Source organism: Enterococcus sp. AZ163 (assembly GCF_050498925.1).
Taxonomy (GTDB): domain Bacteria; phylum Bacillota; class Bacilli; order Lactobacillales; family Enterococcaceae; genus Enterococcus_A; species Enterococcus_A ferrettii.
Genome location: NZ_JBIPAO010000001.1, coordinates 1595099 through 1612438 on the forward strand (window position 1 = coordinate 1595099; position 17340 = coordinate 1612438).

18 protein-coding genes and 1 riboswitch are annotated in these 17340 nt (G+C 40.3%); of the genes, 16 read left to right on the forward strand and 2 right to left on the reverse strand.

Annotated elements, in window-relative coordinates; all coding sequences use genetic code 11:
- The 7 genes from IGI46_RS07580 to IGI46_RS07610 all read left to right on the forward strand — a co-directional run bounded on the left by IGI46_RS07580 (position 1) and on the right by IGI46_RS07610 (position 6772).
- Complete coding sequence (locus IGI46_RS07580; protein ID WP_429973194.1) at positions 1–327, forward strand: LPXTG cell wall anchor domain-containing protein; 327 nt, start codon at positions 1–3, stop codon at positions 325–327.
- Positions 317–889: a WxL domain-containing protein gene (locus IGI46_RS07585; RefSeq protein ID WP_429962731.1), complete on the forward strand. Its 573-nt coding sequence runs from the start codon at positions 317–319 to the stop codon at positions 887–889. Before IGI46_RS07580 ends, IGI46_RS07585 begins: the two co-directional genes overlap by 11 nt.
- A gap of 53 nt (positions 890–942) precedes the next feature.
- Positions 943–1593, forward strand: a complete 651-nt coding sequence (locus IGI46_RS07590) for a hypothetical protein (protein ID WP_429962732.1) — start codon at positions 943–945, stop codon at positions 1591–1593.
- 113 nt (positions 1594–1706) lie between these two features.
- Positions 1707–2732, forward strand: a complete 1026-nt coding sequence (locus IGI46_RS07595; RefSeq protein ID WP_429973954.1) for a DUF916 and DUF3324 domain-containing protein — start codon at positions 1707–1709, stop codon at positions 2730–2732.
- A gap of 467 nt (positions 2733–3199) precedes the next feature.
- Positions 3200–3368, forward strand: a riboswitch (M-box (ykoK) riboswitch).
- Positions 3369–3477: 109 nt separating this feature from the next.
- Positions 3478–4608 (forward strand): FtsW/RodA/SpoVE family cell cycle protein, encoded by a 1131-nt coding sequence (locus IGI46_RS07600; RefSeq protein ID WP_429973195.1) that lies wholly within the window; start codon positions 3478–3480, stop codon positions 4606–4608.
- 4 nt (positions 4609–4612) lie between these two features.
- Positions 4613–5791, forward strand: coding sequence for an FtsW/RodA/SpoVE family cell cycle protein (locus IGI46_RS07605; protein ID WP_429962733.1), 1179 nt, complete (start codon positions 4613–4615; stop codon positions 5789–5791).
- Between the two features lie 84 nt (positions 5792–5875).
- The gene (locus tag IGI46_RS07610) at positions 5876–6772 is read left to right on the forward strand and encodes an LCP family protein (RefSeq protein ID WP_429962734.1); all 897 of its coding nucleotides are present in this window, start codon (positions 5876–5878) and stop codon (positions 6770–6772) included.
- A 44-nt stretch (positions 6773–6816) separates the two neighbouring features.
- Here the strand turns inward: IGI46_RS07610 and dat are convergent, their stop codons facing one another.
- Positions 6817–7674, reverse strand: a complete 858-nt coding sequence (gene dat, locus IGI46_RS07615) for a D-amino-acid transaminase (protein WP_429962735.1) — start codon at positions 7672–7674, stop codon at positions 6817–6819.
- A gap of 447 nt (positions 7675–8121) precedes the next feature.
- Between dat and IGI46_RS07620 the strand changes: the two genes are divergently transcribed.
- The 6 genes from IGI46_RS07620 (at position 8122) to IGI46_RS07645 (ending at position 12643) form a co-directional block, all read left to right on the forward strand.
- Positions 8122–9102: an aldo/keto reductase gene (locus IGI46_RS07620; protein WP_429962736.1), complete on the forward strand. Its 981-nt coding sequence runs from the start codon at positions 8122–8124 to the stop codon at positions 9100–9102.
- A gap of 44 nt (positions 9103–9146) precedes the next feature.
- Positions 9147–10028 (forward strand): LysR family transcriptional regulator, encoded by an 882-nt coding sequence (locus IGI46_RS07625; protein ID WP_429962737.1) that lies wholly within the window; start codon positions 9147–9149, stop codon positions 10026–10028.
- 95 nt (positions 10029–10123) lie between these two features.
- Positions 10124–10636, forward strand: a complete 513-nt coding sequence (locus tag IGI46_RS07630) for a flavodoxin (protein ID WP_429962738.1) — start codon at positions 10124–10126, stop codon at positions 10634–10636.
- A gap of 14 nt (positions 10637–10650) precedes the next feature.
- Positions 10651–11064 carry a cupin domain-containing protein gene (locus IGI46_RS07635; protein ID WP_429962739.1) on the forward strand — a complete coding sequence of 138 codons (414 nt, stop codon included), beginning with the start codon at positions 10651–10653 and terminating at the stop codon, positions 11062–11064.
- Positions 11065–11078: 14 nt separating this feature from the next.
- Entirely contained in the window at positions 11079–11393 is a 315-nt protein-coding gene (locus IGI46_RS07640) for a carboxymuconolactone decarboxylase family protein (RefSeq protein ID WP_429962740.1), read from the forward strand.
- 92 nt (positions 11394–11485) lie between these two features.
- On the forward strand, positions 11486–12643 hold the full coding sequence (locus IGI46_RS07645; protein ID WP_429962741.1) for an MFS transporter: 1158 nt from the start codon (positions 11486–11488) through the stop codon (positions 12641–12643).
- A gap of 318 nt (positions 12644–12961) precedes the next feature.
- Here IGI46_RS07645 and IGI46_RS07650 read toward each other — a convergent pair whose 3' ends face one another.
- Positions 12962–13723 (reverse strand): DeoR/GlpR family DNA-binding transcription regulator, encoded by a 762-nt coding sequence (locus IGI46_RS07650; protein ID WP_429962742.1) that lies wholly within the window; start codon positions 13721–13723, stop codon positions 12962–12964.
- A 204-nt stretch (positions 13724–13927) separates the two neighbouring features.
- Here IGI46_RS07650 and IGI46_RS07655 point away from each other — a divergent pair, with 204 nt between their 5' ends.
- From IGI46_RS07655 to lacG, 3 genes are read left to right on the forward strand one after another with little or no spacing between them, the layout of a single operon-like run.
- Positions 13928–14239, forward strand: coding sequence for a PTS lactose/cellobiose transporter subunit IIA (locus IGI46_RS07655; protein ID WP_429962743.1), 312 nt, complete (start codon positions 13928–13930; stop codon positions 14237–14239).
- Between the two features lie 18 nt (positions 14240–14257).
- Entirely contained in the window at positions 14258–15919 is a 1662-nt protein-coding gene (locus IGI46_RS07660; protein ID WP_429962744.1) for a lactose-specific PTS transporter subunit EIIC, read from the forward strand.
- 11 nt (positions 15920–15930) lie between these two features.
- Entirely contained in the window at positions 15931–17334 is a 1404-nt protein-coding gene (gene lacG / locus IGI46_RS07665; RefSeq protein ID WP_429962745.1) for a 6-phospho-beta-galactosidase, read from the forward strand.
- Positions 17335–17340 lie beyond the last annotated feature (6 nt).

Sequence of the window (17340 nt, forward strand, 5' to 3'; positions counted from 1 at the left end):
ATGAATAGAAAAAAATGGTCTGTTATCCTGTTATCCTTCTGCTTAATAATGGTCAGTTTTTGTGGGAATTCAGCAGCAGCAGAGGACAAGACTACGCAAACGTCCTATACTCAACGGCAAAGTACAGCAACGATTTCTTTAAAATCTGAACAAGAATCTGATGCGGCAAATGCTTCGGTATCCGCGGGTTCCAGCAATAAAAATCATCGTTTGCCTACGACAGGAGAATTGACCACCTTAAGTCTTTCCTTTCTAGGCACCTTACTGCTCTTTTTCTTTTGGCTGCTGGTCAAAAAGCAGCGGAAGGAGCGATCGAATGAAGCTTAACAGAAAAATTCTTTTGTTTAGTGTGCTGTTTGGCTGGAGTTTATTCAGCCAAGAAGTGACTGCTGCTGCCCAAATTGATGAATATGGGGGGCAAACGTCTCTTGTAATTGTTCCGCTCGATGAGGAAGCTCCGCGGCTATATGAGGTATCGGATCTTCAGTTTGGTGATCAAACAGTCACAGATACGAAAAAGAAACACCCTGCAGCAACCGATTTGTCGATTAAATTGCTGGATTCAAGACAGCAGCCAACCTCGTGGAAACTGCAGGTGAAAATTGCTGCTTTTAAAAACGAAGAGCAGCAAACCTTAAAAGCTGCAGAATTGGCAATTGGCAAAGGCAAATTCGATGACAGCAATGTGGATAACGAGGTAATCGGCTATCCTATTTCTCGGTTGACTACTGCTTACCAGACGATTATTCAGGCAACAGGCAAAAAAGATTATGGGTGGATTACTTATACCATTCCAAAAGAACAAATCACTCTCGGCTATGGTGATGAAAATCAGGCCGGAGAGTATACAGCAACAATTAGTTGGCAGGTTGTTAATGCCGACCTTTAAAACAGATATCAAAAATTGATATAAATAAAAAACATCTGACGGAGGAAATATACATGAAAATCACAAAAATTATCGCAGGTCTAGCATTATCAACAGCAATCTTAGGGTTTACAGCTCAAGCATCAGCAGCGGAATTAAATGAAACTGCAGATGGAACAACAAGTGTGGAAATTACAGATTACACAATTGATCCAACGACAGGCTTACCAAGTAGTCCAGGTGCTTTTGCGATCAATCAAGTACCAAGTATTGATTTTGGTCAGCACTCATTAGACAGCGTAGCTGCAACGAATGCGTCATTCCAAGGAACCTATGATCAAGATTTAGAAGTGAAGGATGCGCGTCCAACTCAAGGCAGCATTACTTCAGCCTTGAACACAATTTCAGGTGTTACAGCGGGTGCGGATGTAACGCAAACTGAAATTGATGACTCAAAAGCAGCTTGGGAAGGCGCAGTAGCCGCATCTTCTTGGAAAGTAAATGCTCAAGCAACTCAGCTTGATAACATCGGAACTTCTTTAAAAATTGGTGATGTTGAAGTATTAACTGCCGAAGGAACAGTGGTAACTGAAAACTCTGGCCAAACACCAGTAGGGACTAAAGCATATAGTTTGGCTGATCCTGTTTTGACAATTGCTAACAACAACTTAAATATCCAAACATACGCAGGTACTATTACTTTTACAGCTATTTCAGCTGAATAAATTTGCGTAAAATCCATCTAAGTCACGTAACTGCTTAGTGACTTAGATGGTCTTTTTTACATAGAAAATACAAGAAAGATCTAACCAAAATGGAGGAATAGATAGTGAAAAAAATGAGAGCCATTATGATGTATTTACTTATCACTGGATGCGCAATGTTTATGTTTAGCTCACCTGCTGCGGCCGCTGATCCCGGTGTCGACTACAGCGTAGCTCCCATACTGCCGGACAATCAATTAGACCGGGGGAAATCCTTCTTTGATTTGCGAGTAAAACCAGAGGAGAAACAGACAATCCAGCTTCAAATTGAAAACTACTCAGATCAAGAGCAACGCTATTTTATTGAAGTAAATACAGCCCAAACCAGTGGGAATCTGACGATTGATTATGGAAATACTGACATCCCAAAAGACTCCATCAATCAACAACCAATTTCAGACTATGTTAAGTATCCGAAAGAAGTGACGATTCCTGCCAAAAAAGCGGGTGTTGTGTCTCTAGATCTTACCGTGCCTAAAGAAAGCTTTGATGGTATCTTACTGGGTGGAATTCAGGTGAAGAAGGACTTTGGTAAAGAAGAAAAGCCCAAGGATCAGATTTCTAGTGAATATGCCTATGTGATCGGCCTAATGCTTTCTGAAAATGATCAGCCAGTGGAACCTGATTTACAATACAAAGGGATTAAGGCGAAGGAATTGACAAATAATGCTGGTCTAATTGTTTCCATGGAAAATCCTACACCGATCAATATTAAGAAGGCATCATTGACGGCCGATGTTTATGCTGAAGATGGCACTAAACCAGTGATCACTCGTACAATTGAAGATGGCGGTATAGCGCCATCATCTCGCTTTGATTTACATTTATTCAATGGAGAAGCAGGAGATACGAAGCCTTTGGTTGCTGGAAAGTATCGCTTGGAGCTAAGTGTAGAAGATGACGCTGGCCACAATTGGAAGTTTAACGAACCATTTGAGATTACGAAAAAGGAAGCTAGTGCAGTGAACAACCAAGTTTTCCAGGTTGAAGAAGGCACGAATTATTGGCTGTATATTATTATCGGAATTCTGGCGGCGGTAGTCTTAAGCTTCTTGGGTTATTTCATCTATACCAAACAAAAACAAAAAAGCAATCAATAACTGTTCATTATAAATCAAAGGACTGAAGGTAAATTCATGAGAATGATAAGAGCCGTCAGTTCTTTTGTTTAACAACAATTTTTTGGTGATACTAATTGAATGTTAAAATAATTGTTGTTCTTTTAATTATATGCTCTTGTTTTTTATGTTTAAGGGAAATAGCTTGGAAAAGAAAACTATTTTTCATCGCAGCAAGAATGGTACTTTTAGATGACCGTAATTGCAACTGATTTTTGGAAAAAAGGTCATTTTTAGAAAATTTTTTGGTGTATATAGGAATTAGCTGAAAGAAACAATCCGAGGAGTCTCCGTAAGTAAAAAGCTAGTATCTGGAAGGTTTTATTCAGTATTTGTTCTTTTGTATCTAATTGGATGTTATTAAGAAAAAGTAAATTAAGTGAAAAAACTAGAATTTTGGTTGCAAGCCTCTTGTTGGAAAGAGTAAGATTGGATCGTGAAAATAAAACAATATAACTTGTTAGGTGAGGCTCCTATACAAACATAAGCTATTGCTCAGAAACATCGAAAGATGCCAATGGGTAAAACAGGAATTGTCGGATTAAGGCTTTTTCCAAAATAGCTAAGATGAGAATCTTTACGTTGTATAGTGCTAAAACTCGGACGATGAGATGACACTAGGTCAGAATTCTTGTTCGAAAAGGTTTCTGACCTTTTTGTATGAATTTTAAAACTAGTAGAAATAACCGCTCGCTTTCACCTAACTTTGTCGAAGGGAGGTGAAGCAATGCAAAATGTAAAAAAGATCGATTGGTGGATTATTGGACCTTATGCCGTCCTGTCTATCATCGGTCTTTTAGAGGTTTTCAGCGCAAGTTCTTATCGACTCATGATCGCCGGTGCGAATCCTCGAAGTTTATTTTATCGCCAGCTAGTCTTCGTAATTCTTAGCTGGGGCGCGTTAGCTCTAACCTATTCTGTTAAACTGCAGCACTTTCTGAAATTAGGAGTAGCCCAAATTCTTTTAGGTTGTTCGGCCTTGCTTTTGCTGCTGGTGAAGGTACATCTTTTTGGAGTAACGGTGAATGGGGCTCAGCGCTGGATTTCGATTTTCGGGATTCAATTTCAGCCTTCGGAATTGGCTAATATTGCTCTAATTTTTTACTTAAGCTATTACTTTCGTAATCCATTGCAATCAAAAAAAGAATTGCGGGCGCCCATTTTAGTTACTCTGTTTTTGGCAACGCTGGTTTTTATTCAGCCTAAAGTAACTGGAGCCTTGATTCTGTTACTTGTGGCAGGAGTTCTTTTCTGGGCAGCGGCGATTCCAGTCGATGTTGGACTGATTCTAGGCTTTGCAGCGGTAGTTGGCGTGTTGGTAGCTGCTGGAATTGTGCTGCTGCTGGGGAGTCATGATTTACTGCCACACCTGTTTCAACATGTGTATGAACGAATCGCGATTGCGGGAAATCCCTTTGCTGATGTCAATGGAACAGGGTATCAAATGAGCAATTCCTATTATGCCATGTATAATGGCGGATTCTTTGGTCGGGGAATCGGCAATAGCATCACCAAAAATGGTTATTTGCCGGAAGCAGAAACCGACTTTATTTTCTCAATTATCGTCGAAGAATTAGGGATGATTATGGCCTTGTTTTTGCTTCTGCTTTTGTTTGTCATTTGTCTGCGGCTGTTTTGGCTGAGCACCCATTGCCAAAATCATCAGGCTGCATTAATCGTCATGGGGATTGGGACTTTGCTGCTGGTGCAGACGAGTATTAACGTAGCCAGCACACTAGGTTTAATTCCTATGACGGGGATTCCATTACCCTTTCTCAGTTATGGTGGAACCAGCTATATGATTCTTTCGGTCAGTCTTGGGGTTGCATTGAATATCTCAGCTAGGGAAAGGAGGTGAAGAAGTGAAGCGCAAAGAGTGGAATGATGCCTTATTGCTGCCGATCTTTTTACTTCTCATTTTAAGTGTTTGGGTACAATATCAGGCAGCTTTGCTGGATGGTCGAGCCGTTCAGCCAGTCATTTTTAAGCAGCTGATTTTTAGCGTGTTAGCTTTTGGAGCGTTGCTGATTATGCGACGGATTCCCTTTCAATTTTTAGTTAAGTTTGCACCTATTTGGTATAGTTTTTCCTTAGGCATCATGTTGCTGCTGCAATGGTATTATGACCCAGCAATGTATCTGTTGACAGGAACTAAACGTTGGCTGCGAATCGGACCGTTGTCGCTGCAGCCTTCAGAAATGGTGAAAATCAGTTTTATATTAATGCTCGTACATTTTACGTTGAAGTACGAAAAAGAAGGTCGGCCGCATTCCTTGAAAGAGGATGGGGTGTATATAATAAAAAGTTTGGCCATTGCTTTACCAACCTTTTTGTTGATGTTCATGCAACGGGATTTTGGAACCAGCTTAGTGTTTATTTGTGTTTTGGCAGCTTTGTTTATTGTAGTGGGTGTAGATAAACGGATCTTATTAGCTGGAGCAGGAACATTAGCAATGTTGGGGGGATGTCTGCTGTTGTTTGTCTTCACTGAGTGGGGACGAGTAATCTTGCAAACTCTACATTTTAAAGAGTACCAACTGAATCGAGTGGAGGCCTGGATTGATCCTTTCAAGTATCAGGATTCGATTTCTTTCCAGCAGGTTCGCAGTATGCTATCCGTGGCAGCGGGTGGTTTTGCCGGAAAACCTAGTGAATTGGTCTCCATCTATGTTCCCGTACGTGAGTCAGATATGATTTTTACTGTTATTGCAGAAAAAGCTGGGTTTATTGGCAGCAGCGGTGTTCTGTTTTTGTATTTCTATCTATTTTATCAGATGCTGACGGCTGGAATTCAAACCAATAATCGCGGCTGCTTATATTTCTCAGTAGGTTTGGTTTTTGCCTTATTATTCCAGACAGTAGAAAATATCGGTGCAGCCATTGGAATTTTGCCGTTAACGGGTATTCCGTTGCCTTTTTTGAGTCAGGGTGGAACCTCCATGATCACAGTGTGTGTTGGACTGGGAATTGTCCTAGGAATGGAAAAGCCAAAAAAAGGCCGAAGAGTGGCAGCTCTATCGACCCCAAAAAAGATAAACTAAGAAATTCTCAGTTTGACTTATCATAATAGAGGACCAGTGATTTGGCAAGCGAGAGTTTCCCTTCAAATAGAAAGGAAATAAATGATGAACAAGGGACAAAAAGCAACGATTTTGGTTCTTATGCTCCTAGTTGCAGCAGTCAGTTTTGTCTCCTTTGAGTTTCTCGAGGGTTTCACAGCTGAAAAAAAGACGAAGACTGTCAAAGAGGAAGCGCCAGAGCTTCCCGTACCTGCGGGGGTGCCGGAGATAGTGAACTTCACATTAGTCGGATCGGATGCTCGGCCTGATGAAGAAAGCGGCCGCTCCGATAGTTTAATGATTGGCCAGTACAATCGCCGGACTAAGCAGCCTAAATTGATTTCAATCATGCGAGATTCCTATGTGGACATTCCTGAATATGGGAAGGACAAAATCAATGCCGCTTACTTTTACGGTGGTATGCCCTTGCTTGAGGAGACATTAAAAGATAATTTTCAGGTAAAAACACCTTACTATATTAGTATGACCTTTGATAAATTTGTCGATTGCATCAATGATTTGTTTCCCAAAGGGGTGACGATAGATGCTCAAGAATCCTTTGAATTAGATGGTGTGACTATCGAAAAGGGAAAACAACAAATGGACGGCAACACATTGCTGCAATACTCTCGTTACCGTGGTGATGGTGAGGGAGATTTTGGTCGGATTACACGCCAGCAGCAGGTAGTAAAGGCTTTATGTGAGCAGTCTAAAGGTATCACCACATTAATGAAGTTACCAAAGACTATTGGTAAGCTGATGGGCAGCATGGATACCAATATTCCTAACACGGTATTGATTGCCTGCGGATTGGACTTCATTAAGGGGGTTGAAAAGCCAGTGGAGACATTGTCTATTCCAATAGAGGATAGCTGGAGCTACAATGATGATACTCCAGCTGGTAGTGTACTGGAGATACAATTGGATAAAAATCAACAGGCGATTGCTGATTTTCTAAAATAAAATAGCTTCCCTCTGCCACTGAAAATCGGCAGAGGGAAGTTTTTTTATAGTTCTACGCCGCAGTTTTTCTCGATTTCTGCAACAAAGTATTGTTCTAATTCTGTTGATAGCGGACCACGAGTACCATTGCCAATCGTTTCATCATCAATGGTAGTGACAGGTGTTACCTCAGCCATAATACTGGAGATAAAGACTTCATCGGCCTGCTTCAACTCTGCTAAGCTGAATACTCGTTCTTCGACAGCAATATCATTTTCCTTTGCCAGCTTCAAGATGGTTTGCCGAGTAATCCCATTTAAAACAAAATTATTTGCCGGGTGAGTAATCAGAGTATTGTCTTTGACAATGAAGACGTTGGAGTGAGAGCATTCGGTTACGTGATATTCATCCCGATACAAAATGGCTTCGTCAGCACCAGCTTTAGCAGCTTGATTTTTTGCTAGGACATTGCCTAATAAATTCAAACTTTTAATATCACAATGCAGCCAGCGATCATCTACTGCTGTAATCGCAGTAATGCCTTTTTCAAAAGAGGCAGGATCACGAGGTGCTGCCATGGAAGTAGCCATTAAAACTGGTTCATTGCTAGGCAAGTACACGTGATTTCTCGGCATTTGAGTGCCGCGAGAAATCTGTAAATAGATCATTCCATCACCTAATTGATTGGCAGTGATTAATTCAGTTAATTGATCCTTCAGCTGTTCCTTAGTATAAGGAATCTCCAAGTCAATCAATTCAGCACTATGAAACAGACGGGCAATATGCTCGTCAAAGGTAAATATACAGCTTTGATACACTCGAAATCCTTCATAAATTCCATCGCCAAATTGATACCCCCGGTCCTCGATATCCACCTTAGCATCCTTCCGGTCAACCAATTGACCATTTAAAATAACTTTCATCTGTTTCCCTGCTTTCTTTTTTAGTGTATACGCGAACGTTTGATAGTATTCATAAACAACTAAGACGATACTAAAAGCCGTTGGTCAGTTAAAATAATGCAACGTAAATTTTAGTGTTCTTTGATAATTGTAGAAATGGGGTAGTTCTATTGATAGGTAAAGACAGAACTAATGAAAATAACGGTGATAGAGTTAGTCTTTAAAAGCAGCCCTTTTTCCATGAAGGTGCTTGGTTAATAGTAGCGTACTGATATTATTTATATCATGATAAATTAATCATGAAAGAAGGTCAATGGGAAATGCGGAAACATCAATCGCTGCTAGCCTTCTAGCAGACGATCAAATTTTTGAATGAGCAGTCAAATGACAGCAGAGTAAATTTTCTGTTGACTTAGAGTGCACTTCAAGGAGTACACTACTTTTAATCAATAGAAATGAGGGATAAAGATGCGCTATATTAAATTTGGCAATACTGGAATGGATGTTTCACCATTGTGTTTAGGAACGATGGGATTTGGAGATCCTGACAGCGGCTTTCATGAGTGGGTATTAAGAGAAGAGGACAGTCGTCCAGTTGTTCAAAAAGCACTGGATTTGGGGATTAACTTTTTTGATACGGCGAATGTCTATTCTTATGGTGAAAGTGAACGCATTCTTGGAAAGGCTTTGAACGATTTTGCCAAGCGAGACGAAATTGTGGTTGCTACCAAATTATTCACTACAATGAAGGATGCACCTAACAGTGGTGGGCTTTCTCGCAAAGAAATTTTTCATCAGATTGATCAGAGTCTGGAACGTTTACAAATGGATTATGTAGATTTATACATTATTCATCGTTGGGATTACAACACGCCGATTGAAGAAACAATGGAGGCTTTGCATGACCTGGTGAAATCTGGAAAGGTTCGATACATTGGCGCTTCAGCAATGTATGCTTGGCAATTTGCCAAGGCTCAAGCAGTCGCAGATAAAAATGGCTGGACAAAATTTGTTTCAATGCAAAATCACCTGAATCTGTTGTACCGGGAAGAGGAACGAGAAATGCTGCCCTTGTGTGAGGACCAAAAAATAGCAGTGACACCGTATAGTCCGTTAGCAGCTGGACGCTTAACTCGTGATTGGAATGCCAGTACTAAACGTTTTTTGACTGATAAAACAGCTCGCTCAAAATATGATAAAACCGAGGAGCAGGATAGACTGATTGTCGAAAGAGTTGCTGAACTTGCTGAGAAGCACCAGGTGAAACGTGCGCAGGTGGCTCTAGCTTGGTTGCTCCAAAAAGAACCAGTGATTGCACCAATCATCGGTGCGACTAAAGAAAGTCATCTGCTGGATGCTTTGCCTGCCTTGGATTTGCAATTAACTCAAGAAGAAGTGAAATTTTTAGAAGCGCCTTACTTGCCGCATGAGGTAGTTGGAGCAATTTAGTTCAAAAGACTGTTATAATAGAAGAAAAAGCAAGGAGGCTGAGGATGGAGACACGTTTATTGCGCTATTTTTGGACTGTTGCTGAGGAAAAAAATATCTCAAAAGCAGCTAAACTATTGAATATTACTCAGCCTACTTTAAGTCGGCAGATTAAGGAGCTAGAGGAATCGGTAGGTGTTGCGTTGTTTCACCGAACCAATAACCAACTCTCTTTAACTGAAGAGGGGATTTTCTTGAAGGAACGGGCTGAGGAGATCCTATCGCTGAATGATAAACTGGATCAGGCCTTTCTCGACCACAAGAATAAACAGCTAAGCGGCAGCTTTTCCATTGGCTGTGTCGAGGCAGATAATTCTGATACCTTGTCTATGATGATTGAAGAATTTATTAGCGATTATCCTCAGGTTCGCTTTAATTTAGTGACGGGAACAAGTGAAGATATATCTGATCGATTGGATAAAGGGATACTAGATTTGGCGCTTCTGTTGGAGCCGATTGATAGGAGCGATTATGAATCCTTAATCCTTCCACGGGAGGAAAAATGGGGACTCTTGGTCTCGAAAGAAACCTTTTTAGCTCAAAAGGAGTCGATTACTCCCGTGGATTTAAAAGGAATACCACTTTTGACTTCTTCGCGTAAAGAAGTTCAAGAATTGATTAGTCAATGGTTAGGTGCTCCCTTTGAGGAATTAAATGTGGTAGGAACGTATAATTTAATCTTCAATATTTTCTCTTTAGTAGAAAATCGAGTAGGCTCTGCTTTGGCGATTGAAGGTGCAACGGCTCACCGGGATATTCAGCAATTTAGTTTTGTTCCTTTGGAGCCTGCATTGAAAACCCATGGTGTGCTGGTGTGGAAACGACGAATTCACACACCTGTAGTTGAAGAACTGATTCGTCGCTTTAACTATGCTTTTCAAGTATAGCACTATGATTCAATAAGTATTAGACGAATAAGCCAGAGCGCTGTAGGATGAAGTTATCATCTTACAGCGTTTTTCTTATAGAGGAGGTGTTTACTATGGAGGCAGTAATCTATTTTTCTCGGCGAGGAGAAAATTTTGTTGGTGGGAAAATGGAAGAATTAGTGGTGGGTAATACTGAAGCCGCAGCATTGAAGCTTGCCGCAGCATCTGGTGCCACGTTATTCGAGCTGAAACCGGTAATTCCTTATCCTAATGATTATCAGGAAACCACGAAACAGGCAGAGCTTGAAAGGCAGCAGGGCACACCTGTTGCTTATCTGAAGAGCAATTTAGTTTTAGCGGATTATGCAACGATTTTTTTAGGCTATCCAAACTGGTGGGGTGGATTGCCCCAAATTGTGGTTTCCTTTTTACAAGACAACGATTGGCAGGCCAAAACAATCTATCCATTTTGCACTCACGAGGGCAGTGGTATGGGCAGTAGTGTAGAGGAACTGAAGCAGCTTTGTCCTACAGCAATCATAGAAGCAGGCTTGCCAATTCGCGGTTCCCGAGTGGACCGCGCCGATACGGCAATTAAGAATTGGCTAACAACTATCAAAGAATAATGGAGGAATGCAGGATGGCAAAACACGAAGAAGTAAAAAATGGAGTTATCTTTCCAGTCGGTGAAAAAAATGATGCCTATGCGCGCTATTTTATCGGTCAAAGCTATTTGCAGTCATTAGTGGCCGACCCAGATATAAAGGTGGGGGTCGGTAATGTAACCTTTGAACCTGGCTGCCGCAACAATTGGCACATTCATCATGACGGCTTCCAGTTGCTGCTGGTTACTGGTGGTGAAGGCTGGTATCAAGAAGAAGGAAAAATTGCTCAACCCCTAAAAGCAGGGGATGTGATTGTTACCCACGATGGAGTGAAGCACTGGCATGGTGCGGCCAAAGATAGTTGGTTTGAACATCTCGCAATTACTGCGGGTACTCCAGAATGGTTGGAACCAGTCACTGATGAGTTATACGATCAATTAGTAAAATAAAGGAGTGAATAAGCATGGCAAAACAAACAGCAGGAAGAGATCAATTAGGTAAGTTTGCACCGCAATTTGCAGCGTTAAATGATGATGTTTTATTTGGGGAAGTATGGGATCGGGAGGAACAGCTTTCGGCTCATGACCGCAGTTTAATTACTTGTTCAGCTTTATTAGCAATGGGGGCCCCTCAGTTGGAGGCGCATCTGACTATCGCTAAACAAAATGGTGTAACGAAAGATGAAGTTGTAGAATTAATTACCCACCTAGCCTTTTATGCGGGATGGCCTAAAGCATGGTCAGCCTTTACGCTGGCAAAAGAAATTTTTGGTGAATAATAGAGCTATACCCTTCACGAACTGGTTCGCTGGTTCGTGAATTTTTTTAGCACTGCTCGTTTATGCTGGGGAGAGTTACTAAAGGAGAGATTATGCAAAAATTAACTAAAACGGCCTTGCTGTCTGTTTCATTATTAGTTGTCTCAGGAGGAGCGATTGCTGGCAATGTTCCAGCAATCATGGCTGACTATCCCGCAATTAATCATACATTGGTTGAATTATTGACGACAATTCCTTCCCTGATGATTGTTATGACGATTCTTTTTAGTCACAAGTTGGCTCGCAGAATTGGCTATAAGCAGACGGTTCAGCTGGGACTTGCTCTAGTCTTCATTGCAGGAGTGTTGCCAGTATTTACGAAATCATTTAGCTTGTTGTTTATTAGTCGGCTGCTGTTTGGGGTAGGGATCGGCTTGTTTAATCCGCTGCTCTATTCATTTTCCGGCAATCTTTACAAAGGAAGAGAGCTATCTTCTGTGATTGGCATGCAGAGTTCTTTTGAAGGAATTGGCGGTATGCTAATGACCTTTTCAGTAGGACAATTACTATTGATTGATTGGCGCGCTTCTTTTTTTGTTTATGCTTTGGCATTACCAATACTGATACTGTTTACCCTATTTGTTCCCAAAATAAGTTTTGCAAGTCAACAGGAAAAAATCCATGTAAAGTCAGACCAAATTACCCGTGCTGTTTGGGGATATGTTGTATTGCTTTCAATTGTGGTCACAATCTATATGTCAATGGCAGTAAAAATTACTTCTTTACTGTTAGACAAAGGAATCGGCGATGCAACTGATGGCAGCAATCTATTAGCCTTAGTAGGTTTAGGAGCCATGATTGCTGGAATCATCTTTGGTCGTTTAGTAGTTTCGCTAAAGCACTGGACGCTACCAACGGCCTTTGCCAGTTTAGCATTGGCAATGTTTCTGATAGCTGCAGCTTCAGACATGTTTACAGCTTCATTAGCGGCTGTGATAGGCGGATTATCTTTTCGCACCTTTATTCCCTACTTGTTTAATGCAGTCAATCAGCAAGTCGCTCATTCAGAAAAAAACACATCTATTTTATTAATAGCTTTCAATCTCGGGACAGCCTTTGCTCCTGTTACAATTGCCTTATTTCAGCGGATATTTCCTGTATTAGAAAATGCTGGATTATTTATTGGTGAGGGCATTGTGATGTTTCTGCTAGCAGTAGGAGCAATAGTTTTCAAAGGGAAAGAAACGCGATCTGCACCTGAAGAAAACTAAAAACATATAGTAAGCTTGTTAGATATAAAGTAGGGGCTGTTTTTTTATTATCTGCTTCATCAACTATGGAAGAGCAAACGTCCAAAAAGGAAAAATGACCTAAGCATAGACTAACAGCCCCTACTTAGAACCATGAATCAAAATGAGTATATCAAAAGAAAAAAGTTAACAATCAATCGCATCAAAAAGCCCGTCTCATCTCCATGAAATCGGGCTTTTTTGTTGGTGAGATATACTATTAAAAGCAAGGTAAACTACTCAGTTATCAGTTAGCTGTTGTTCACTTAATTACTTATTTTGGAGCAAATTTTTCTTAAATTATTTTTTTAGAATATGAATCCATTTACCAAAGGTTCGTTCTTTGTCAGTCGAAATCCCTGCATCGGTAATCAGCCAATCAATGTCCTCCAATTTGTAGAAGCCATAAAAATCTTTTTTATCCAATTTATGATGGTCTGCGATGATGAATTTTTCTTCGGCGCTATTAAGGGCATATTTTTGTGTTAAGCCTTCATCTTCATTAGAAGTGAAAATGGTTGTCTGATTTAATCCATTCACACCAATGAAGCTCTTTTGGACATGAATACTTGAAATGAAATCGTTGGCAATGGTTCCGACAAAAGCCCCAGTTTTACTTCGATAAGCACCACCAATCAGAATCAATTCAAAACGAGAATCATGTTTAAACTTATTGAAGACATGGATAGAATTGGTAATTATCTTGGCATAGTCTACGGTTAAGTAATCATAGACCAGTTCAATGGTGGTTCCTGGGCCTAAAAAAATAGTTTCGCCAGTGGAAATATTTTCAGCAATGATTTGAGCAATCTCAATTTTTTCTTCTAAATGGATTTTTTTCTTTTCTCGGTGACTTAGTTCAATAGAGGTTAACGTATCTTTATCCAGAATTTTAGCACCACCATGAATTCGAATGATTAATCCCTTATCTTCCAATTCTTGAAAGTCTCTTCGAACGGTCATATCAGCCACTTGAAGTTTTTCAGTAATATCAGCTACTTTTACAATTTTTTTTTCAGTTAGTAATTCTAGCATGATCTTTTGTCGTTCTTCCTTCAGCATTCTACTAAACTCCTTTATATAAGATACTGTTTGTCCGTAAATGTTTGTTTTAATCATATGTTGTTTGGAGTTGTTTGTCAATTAGTTTTTCCGTTCAACAAAAACCTGTTGACAAGTACCGTTACTCACTATATTATATGTTTATAAAGAACACAAACAAACATCATCAAACATGAAGTGTTCCTAAATTGAGGAGGAAAAGAAATGAATAGAGAAGAAGCAGCAATGGTTGGTTTTGAAGTAGTAGCTTTTGCAGGAGAAGCGAGATCAAAATTAATGGAAGCGCTTGATGAAGCAGAGCAAGGAAATTTTGAAGTGGCTGATCAGCTCGTTGAGCAGGCCCATGCTAGCTTGATGGAGGCACATAAATCACAAACGCAAATGTTAGCTGCTGAAGCGAGTGGAGAGAATATCGAAGTTGGTTTTATCATGGTACATGCACAGGATCATCTGATGACAACAATGCTGCTGAAGGATACAATCAAGCATCTATTTAATATCTATAAAAAGGCTTAACGATTAGGAGGGGAATCAATGAAAGCAATAGTTAATAGAATTGAGAAAATGAAACCTATTTTTGAAAAAATTTCTAATAATCCCTACCTTCGCGCAATTCGCGATGGGTTTATCAGTTTAATTCCAGTCATTCTTTTTTCCAGCTTCTTCATTTTAGTTGCTTATGTACCCAATGCATTTGGATTTCACTGGGATACATCGATTGAAACAATTCTAATGAAAGCTTATAACGGCTCAATGGGAATTCTGGGACTGCTGATGGCAGCCACGGTTACCAAAAGTTTAACTGAAAACTTCAATAATAAATTGCCAAAAACGAATCAAATCAATAGCACTTCAACTATGGTTGCAGCAATTATCGGGTTTGTTATTATTGGTGTTGACCCAATTGAAGGTGGGTTCTCCACTGGTTTCATGGGAACAAAAGGTCTATTGACTGCCTTTGTTGTTGGATTTATTGTACCGAATGTTTATCGTTTCTGTGTAAAAAATAATATTACAGTAAAAATGCCAGAGGAAGTTCCTGGAAATATTTCGCAAACCTTTAAAGATCTTATTCCTATTACATTATCGACTGTTTTCTTTTGGTTATTCGATTTAGGCTTCCGTAATCTTACTGGAGCTGGATTCTCAGAAAAAATTATCGAAGTATTCCAGCCAATTTTTAGTGCTGCTGACGGATATCTTGGCTTAGCACTGATCTTTGGTGCAATGGCATTCTTCTGGTTTGTTGGAATCCATGGCCCATCGATTGTAGAACCAGCAGTATCTGCGATTTATATTACCAATGTTGAATTGAACATGCATCTCTATCAAGCTGGCGAACATGCACCGAATATTTTGTCTCAGGGAACGCAATACTTTGTAGCAACCCTTGGAGGAACCGGTGCTACGCTAGTCATCACGTTAATGTTTGCTTTTCTAGCTAGATCCAAGCAGCTCAAAACAATCGGACGTGCATCATCCATTCCGGTACTATTTGGGGTAAATGAGCCAATGTTGTTTGGTGCCCCAATTGTCTTAAATCCGATCTTTTTTATTCCATTCATCGCAGCGCCGATCGTGAATGTTTGGTTATTCAAATTCTTTGTTGATTTCTTAGGAATGAATGGGTTTATTTACAACTTGCCTTGGACAACACCAGGACCTTTAGGGTTAATCATGGGAACTGGTTTTGCTGGGTTAGCTATTGTATTGATGGCGGTCTTGCTAGTTGTAGATTTTCTGATCTACTTCCCATTCTTTAAAGCCTATGACAATGAATTAGTTGCCAAAGAAAGTAGCGAAGAATCAACGAACGAAGAAATCCAAATTGTCGAAGATCAAGTGGCTCAAGAAGTGGCTTCTGTAATGAAAGAAGCAGGCAGTAAAAAGAACGTCTTAGTACTCTGTGCCAATGGGGCAACCAGTTCGATGCTGGCAAATGCGATTAAAAAAGGTGCAAAGGAAAAAGGTGTAGAAGTGGATTCAACTGCGATGGCTTATGGCCAGCACAAGGACTTAATTAGTGATTTTGATTTAATTGTTTTGGCGCCGCAAATGGCCTCTATGCTGAAGGAATTGCAAGAAGAAACCGTTGGTAAAGGAACCAAGGCGGTCTCAACAACGGGGGCGGAATACGTTGCTTTAGCAAGAGCCCCTGAACAAGCCATTAACTTTGTTTTTGAAAGTTTAGCCTAAGGAGGAATTAGATGCATAATTTTCCGAAAAAGTTTATCTTTGGTGCCGCAACAGCTGCTTATCAAGCAGAAGGGGCAGTCAATGAAGGAAAAAGAGGAAAGAATTACTGGGATGATTACTTAGCTGAGCAAGGAGTATTCGATCCTAGCACTGCCAGCGACTTTTACCATAAATATCCTGAAGATTTAGCTTTGTGCAAGGAATTCGGGATCAATGGTATTCGGATTTCAATTGCTTGGACGAGGATTTTTCCACAAGGAACTGGTGAAGTAGACCCGGCAGGTGTAAGCTTCTATCATCAATTGATTGATGCCTGTCTTGCAAATGGTGTGGAACCGTTTGTTACCCTTCATCATTTCGATACACCAGTACCTTTATTTAAAAAAGGGGATTGGCTGTCTAATGAAATGACTGCCGCATACGTGGAATTTGCTGCATTTTGCTTCCAGGAATATGGCAGTAAGGTGAACTATTGGATTACGATCAATGAACCATGGTCAGTAGTTGCTGGACAATATATTATTGGGCATTTTCCTCCTAATTTACAATACGACTTGCCTAAAGCGATTCAATCTATGCACAATATGATGGTGGCTCATGCTCAAGTCGTGAAAAAATTCAAACAGTCTGGACAATCGGGTGAAATTGGGATCGTACACATTTTAGAGTCTAAGTACCCAATCTCTGACTCAGAAGCAGACAAATTGGCGGCGTTAAAAGAGCACGTTCTAGCAAATCAATTCTTATTAGATGCCACGTTTAAGGGGAATTACTCGGAAGATACTTGGTCGATTATTTCTGGTATTTTAGCCGAAAATCAAGGAGAATTGAGAACCACACCGCAAGAGTTTGAGGATTTACAGTTTGCTGCAGAGCAGATCGATTTTATGGGAATTAATTATTATGCCAGTCATTTCTTGCAGGCTTATTCAGGTGAATCACAAATTCATCACAATGGGACTGGGGAGAAGGGCAGCAGCGTCTTTGCATTAAAGGGTGTTGGAGAACGAGTAAACAATCCAGCGATTCCGACAACCGATTGGGATTGGCCAATCTATCCTCAAGGGCTAGAGGACATGCTGGTTTTCGTTAAAGAACGTTATCCTAATTACAACAAGCTGTACGTGACCGAAAACGGCATGGGGGATAAAGACAAGCTTGTTGATGGGACAGTAACCGATACAGCCAGAATTGATTATGTTCGTTTACATTTACAGGCTATTTTAAATGCTGTTGAAAAGGGAGTTAAGGTAGAGGGCTACTTTATCTGGTCCTTAATGGATGTTTTTTCTTGGACGAATGGGTATACCAAACGCTATGGGCTATTTTATGTTGACTTTGATACACAGGCGCGTTATCCAAAAGAAAGTGCGTATTGGTATCGGAAAATGAGTCAAAGCGGACAGCTATCTTAGAAAAAA